The organism is Okeania sp. SIO2B9, from assembly GCF_010672505.1.
Lineage (GTDB): Bacteria > Cyanobacteriota > Cyanobacteriia > Cyanobacteriales > Microcoleaceae > Okeania > Okeania hirsuta.
Map to the genome: position 1 here is coordinate 1 of NZ_JAAHGK010000332.1, position 6,294 is coordinate 6,294.

The following is a 6,294-nucleotide window of genomic DNA, read 5'->3' on the forward strand; positions in this document are numbered from 1 at the left end:
TGCCGTTGTAGTCGGCGGGGGCGTCGTATTGTAATGTTGTGAGTTGGGCTGGTGTTAATACCTGGTTGTTGGTGACTGCTGTGCCGTCTGCTAGGGTGACTGTGCCTAGTGTGGGTAGTCCTGTGACTGTGATGGTGAGGGGGTCTCCGTCTGGGTCTGTGGGGGCTGCTAGACCTAAGCCTGTGTCTGTGCTGCCTTCGTCTACTGTGATGGTACTGTTGTTGGCTACTGGGGGTTGGTTATCACTAATATTAACAATGATCGTACCCATACCCATTAGCGGACCGCCACTACCTTGATCCGGATCATCCGTGGCTGGATCGCTATCTTCTGTGTTACCATCATCAATAGTGTATTTAATAGTTACTGAATCTGGTTCATCTCTCAAAGCAGCGGCTTTACTATAGGCAATATTTTGCAATGCCAGGTCAACTAAGTCGCCAGTAGCATTATCATTGAATGTTAGTAGCAGTGTGCCATTAGCATTAGTAACTGTACCAATAGTAATACCGTTAACTATGAGAGGTGTCAGAGGGTCATTCTCTGTTAATTCTCCTAATACTCCAGTATTACCACTACTAAATTTATCGTCATTATTTGCCCCTCCATCTCTTGACAAGGTAAGGGTAGCACCACCGTAGTTGTTTCTTTCATCTAGTTCTATATCTGTAATTGTGGCATCACTGTCTAGAATAACTGGAACGCCATCTGGGGTGACAGTGATAGTATTATCCAGATTTTGAAAAGAAGGAGGATCGTTAACTGGAATAACATTAATCGTAGTGATCGCAGTATTACCCAGATTCCCTTCTGTATCAGTTAACTGAATATTTACTTCCCTTGGAGTTCTGTCAGGAGTATCACTGGGATTCCTAAATTGAATTGCTTTGAGAGCTGCTTCAAAATCTTCTGGGGTGGCTCCATTTATATTATCTACTGCTGTCAAGGTAATAAGATTACCACTGACATCAGGAGTTATGCTAACAGGTAAAGCTGAAGCCAAGAATAACTCATCATCGGTTTGAGGATTAGTCAGCGTAATAGTTGCGCTACGAATATTTCCACCATCCACTGGAATTCCATCAGCATCTACTGTAGATCCATCAAAATCTTGAATTCTTACATTATCATCAACTATATCAACACCAGTATCATTCTCAGTAAAGGTTTCTTCATAAGTGAAAGCGGGAGTCTCAGGATCCTCATCAGGATCAATAAACGGAACATCAAACGGCGATGGTTGCCTTGGGTCGGACATTCCATCGTTACTATTTGTAGGTGCAGCATTAGCAACGAAAGTCGCTGTGGGAGAACCTATCAGATAATCATCAACACGATAAAATTCTCCTACATTGTTACGACTAACATATAAATTATCTTCACGATCTATCCATGCAGCACCAAACTCCTCTCCAGCAGGTAAACCAGGTACTATTGTTGTAGTAATACTATTATCTTGTAAATTGATTGTATATAGCTGACCATTGTTACCTACTCCGTAGAAGAATTCGTTGCCAGTAACATCATCTCTTCTGTATACTAGATCTACAACTCTCTGTAAGCTATCTCCAGTAAGATTAATCTGTTCTTGAACGCCAGTAGTCAGATTAATTTTTGTAAGTTGTGTATCACCTGTCCGTACCCACAGATTACCTTGATCGTCTACATCCCCTGAATTTAATTTTCGAGTTCCAGTTACTGGTAGAAAACCTAAATCTTCAATTGTGCCATCAGAATTAATCCTAATAACATTTCCTGCTGTCTCCCCGTCCCCCTCATCATTATCTGTAATTTGAATTCCATAAAGAAAGTTATCTTGTATATTATACCCAGTGGCATTATATACAGGAACTACAGGGACTCCTCGCTGTTCATAGTCACCTGTGAGAGGATTATATATTCTTAGCTCACCAGCAATAACCTGATAAAAATAGGGCTGTTGATCAAAAGGCTCTAGAATATGCTCCCACTGATGTTCAACCCGATCGCTGAATGCCAGGCCAACCTCAATCTCACCTTTAGTAACCTCTAACTCCCAGTCACCACCCAAAGCAGCACTACCTGTTGGTCTAGCAGAAGCAGCAATATTTGCCCCTGTTAACTGATGTAGCTTTTCCAAAAATTCTGTACCTGCATTTCCGGAAGCTATATTACAACCATAGAGCAATATATTAGTAACCGACCAAGTTTCTAATTCTTCAGCATAATCATTGTTGATATTATTAATATTTAATTGGCTATTACCCAAAGATAAACATCCCGGTACACCGTGAGAAACTATATGTATGGATGATATGTGAGGATATTTTTTGATAATTTTGGTAATTTGCTGAATACCATCGTCATTTGGATCAAGAATAACTACTTTTGTCCCTGACAAAACTTCTGTAGCTAAACTCTGATAATCCTCCACATGAGAGTCTATAAAGACTATTTGTTGTTCTGTTTTTGCTTCTGTCGAAAAATCAAATAATTCGATCGACTTTTTGGTAGATAAGGATTGGTAGATGTTGATTGTAGACATTAGAATTTTTTCCTTAAAAATTGATGGTAGATAGAGTTTATTTGTTAACCTTATATATAGACGATTTTATTAACTTGGTGTTTCTCTAAATTAGATACTAAGCAAAATATAAGAGTACTAGCCTCTTGTTAATTATTTATATCTATAGTTTGAATTTTAAGACAGACAGCAACTCAAACGCTTCCTACAAGTGGGTGATGATCATATTCACACCATTTGATTATTTACAGATATTAAAAGTTTATTGTGTTCCTATATAGAAATTCATAATATACACCATAAATTTTTCTCCAGCAAAAATAGAATGGAGAATTTATACTTTACTTCTTCTTAAAGAGAAACAAACAAAGCTGATAACTAAATACTAATTTATATCAAGTTACTCAATAAGTTTAAACAAGGCAAATATACTTATTTGTTTTGTTATATCAAGTTTGGCTAACCGTCATATCATGTCTGGTTAAATACTGAATCAATAATTGCTTCAGAGTCAGACTAGGGAACATTAGCTTAGGCCACCAAAGGAGTTATGAATTTAGATTATATTTGATTGAATAGTTATTGACATCCTCCCAACGCTGCTCTCACGAGACAGTATGGGATTCCCTAGTATCAATACTAGGGGCCTTCTGTTGCCTCTTGACAGAAGAGCTGTGCTAACAATTCAGCTATCCTCTGGGATTTACTCCTTTCAGGTCTAAAGGTGCGTTCCACAGTACGTCGCCAATCCGACGGCTCCCCTAGACACTGCGAGTCCTGCAGCCAAAATATTTATTGCCACATTAATATCCTTGTCATGGTGAATACCACATTATGGGCAATCCCACTCTCTTACACTACTCAGAAAATCTAAATCTTATTATTTTTTCCAAGATGTAAGCATAGCTGAAGTTTCTTTGTAGCCTACTCGTTGCTTGTGTTCATACCAGGCTTTAGTTCTAGCTGCTAAAGCTTTGTTGTAGACCAAGCGTACACAACCCAACGTCCTTAGTAGGAAATTTTCCTGCGACTGAGTAAGGTAAAACCTGAATTTGTACACTTTTTCAACCATCTACTGTTTAGTTATTGAACAAATAAATTTTAACATCTTATCTGTGAAACCGCAATAATATTAATTGGCATTCATCCCGATCCTCCCGTGACCAGAGAGTCCCGGTCTTCTGCCAACGTTGAGATAAACAATAAAGAACAGGGATAACATTGACAAACAGTTCAACAGAGGGGATACTTGAGCAAATATAGAGAGGAGGAGAGTTTTTATCACTAATTTAAGAGACTTGATATTCGCCCATCTTACAGCAAAATAACATTACCTTAAGTTTACTTTATATATTATATATAATATATCCTTAAATTTTCTCTATAGCACGTTTGAAACCACAATTTTTGACCGTTGCTAGTGCTAAAGAGACTGCTAATACCTCAATCAATATCTATCTGTTTTTTGAGTGTCTCCAATTTGTCGTGAGTTGAGTCATCTACTATCCTTGTGCAAGTTGAAGAATTCCGCATTATTGATCAAGCGCAACGTCGGGAGGATGTCAAACATAAAAACTAACGGGAGAAAAGTTCCCGGAAGATTTATCCCCTGGTTGAATAACGACACGCGGGTTTTAACCCGGAGAAAAGTATGTTATACTAGAAATAGCAAGTAAAAACAAGGTTTGCCGCCATGACAAGACCGCTAGTGCGGTGAAATTCCGGCGAACAGGAGATGGGGACGATGCTTCCTACGAGGGCTGTTTGCGCAGCATTCCGCAGGAAAAGCAAGCAACGCAGCTAGAGCAGTGATTTATAGCTCCAATATCTTGAGTAAAACCACTCGTGAAAGCTACAAAAAAAAAGGTAAGCTCACAGCTAGATTTCGATCTATGCCGAGGAGTATAGAAGTCTGCCCTTCAGTCTTGAAGCAAATGTGGATTTATATTTGCGGTGGATTTGCCACAGAATCCAGGGTGTTTCAACCCCTGGAGATGTCAATATTATCTCTATCACAAATCTTGAAAGAGGACTCCCATTATAATCGCGAGATTTAACGGTAAGACGGGGCGTATAAACTGCGCGGGAAACCCACCCAGACAGCCTCTCATAAATTTCAACCAGAAAAATAATTGAGCAACAGGCGAAACATTTTTGGTTTTATAATCCTATCAATAGCGGTGGGACACACCGTTAAATAAAAGCGCACCCCCTGCCCTGAGGGAACCTCAGGGTAAAGACGGAGCCAGAAAGCTTGTGGAGATGGTAATTGCGGAAGTACAACTCAGTTTATTTGATTTGTTGCCTAATCAAGAATCCGTGTTAGCGTAGCGTTGCGCCATCAAAACAAGAATCTCCCGTTATCATCTTTAATTTGACGGTGAGAGTGTTAATTGTAGAGAAATTCCATTCCTGAGCTTACATCGGGGGCCATTAGCCCCTATTGTGAATTATTCAGCAGTAAAAATTAATGTTCCTTTTGCTGCTTCTAAACTATCACTAATTTTTTGCCCATCGTGAAAAGCAGCCAAAATTACATCACAAGTTTTTCCCCAAGCAATTATACCGTTGGCATCAATAGCGATCGCTCCTAATTCCCTCTGATGTTCGTGAGCTTCAGCAAATGAACGTTCAAAAGCTGCTTTGAGTGAAAAACCATCTGTTACCCGAATCACAATTTTGGCGGCCAAACATTCATCAATAATATCTTCTCCAATGCCTGTACAGCTAACTCCAGCACTACCAGTGGCATAATTTCCGGCGGGCATGGCCGAATCACTTACACGACCAATCTTTTCAAAACCTTTTCCACCAGTAGAAGTACCTGCTGCTAATCTCCCTTCTTTATCTAAGACTACAACTCCTATGGTGCCAGTGCCTGGAGATTCTGCCACGACATTTGCCATCTTTCTACTAAAGTCTTGTTTGCGGTCTTCTAGCCATTCGTTTAATCGTTTATCTGTGAGGGGGTTGTAAACGGGCATTTGTAGTTCCCGCACAAATTCAGCAGCTCCATTATCTGATAATACGCGATCGGGCGATGTTTGCAGTGCTTTGGCCAACTCAATGGGGTTTTTAATCCGGGAGACATTGATCGCCCCACTAAACCGATGATTCAAACCATCCATCAAGGAAGCACTCATCCGAATTTGGCCATCAGATTGTAGGACTGAACCGGTCCCAGCATTAAATATGGGGTCATCTTCTAATAGTTGACAACCACGGACAACTACATCAATGGCCTTTGTGTCGCCCAGAAGCAAGTTATGTAATTCATCTACTATTCTATGGAGAGATTTACGAACAGTTTCTAATCCTCCTTTTTCCTCAAGGGAACTACCTGCACCGCCGTGAATAATTAGTTTTGGTTGCATTTTTTGTTGTGATTAACTACAGAATAATTGACATACTTTAGGTAAGCTGTTTTGCATTTAAACCATATATCCAATTTTTGTCAAAGGGAATAGGGAATATACAGCATATTTCGGGCAAATGATGTACAGGGTAAATGGTGAAAACATTGTAGTGCGGTCATCTTGCCTGCGATGGGTGTACCTCATAGAGTCGCAAAGTGCTGTAAAATCTAAATTATTCTTAGCTTATGAGGCTATATGTCTGTTTGTTTGTCAATATTTGACTTGCGTCGCCGACATCTTTCAGAACAATATTTGACTTGATCCCAACACTCAGCCCATTTTTTCCGCCAGCTAAAAGGGCGATTACATACAGGGCATATTTTGGTTGGTAAGTCAGATTTAGATTTAGAGCTGATTTATAAAGAGAATCTAAAA

Annotated in this window: 3 protein-coding genes and 1 pseudogene; all 4 read right to left on the minus strand. The window is 39.7% G+C overall.

Going from position 1 to position 6,294, the window contains the following annotated elements; genetic code table 11:
* Positions 1 to 2,524: DUF4347 domain-containing protein (locus F6K13_RS13540; RefSeq protein ID WP_287287617.1), on the minus strand; the 2,524-nt coding region annotated here is incomplete at its 3' end.
* Between the two features lie 862 nt (positions 2,525 to 3,386).
* Positions 3,387 to 3,575: pseudogene (locus F6K13_RS13545) on the minus strand (helix-turn-helix domain-containing protein); the annotation flags it as partial.
* A gap of 1,378 nt (positions 3,576 to 4,953) precedes the next feature.
* Positions 4,954 to 5,877 (minus strand): isoaspartyl peptidase/L-asparaginase, encoded by a 924-nt coding sequence (locus F6K13_RS13550; protein WP_124143440.1) that lies wholly within the window; start codon positions 5,875 to 5,877, stop codon positions 4,954 to 4,956.
* A gap of 233 nt (positions 5,878 to 6,110) precedes the next feature.
* Positions 6,111 to 6,275 (minus strand): DUF2256 domain-containing protein, encoded by a 165-nt coding sequence (locus F6K13_RS13555; RefSeq protein WP_287287619.1) that lies wholly within the window; start codon positions 6,273 to 6,275, stop codon positions 6,111 to 6,113.
* Positions 6,276 to 6,294: the final 19 nt, after the last annotated feature.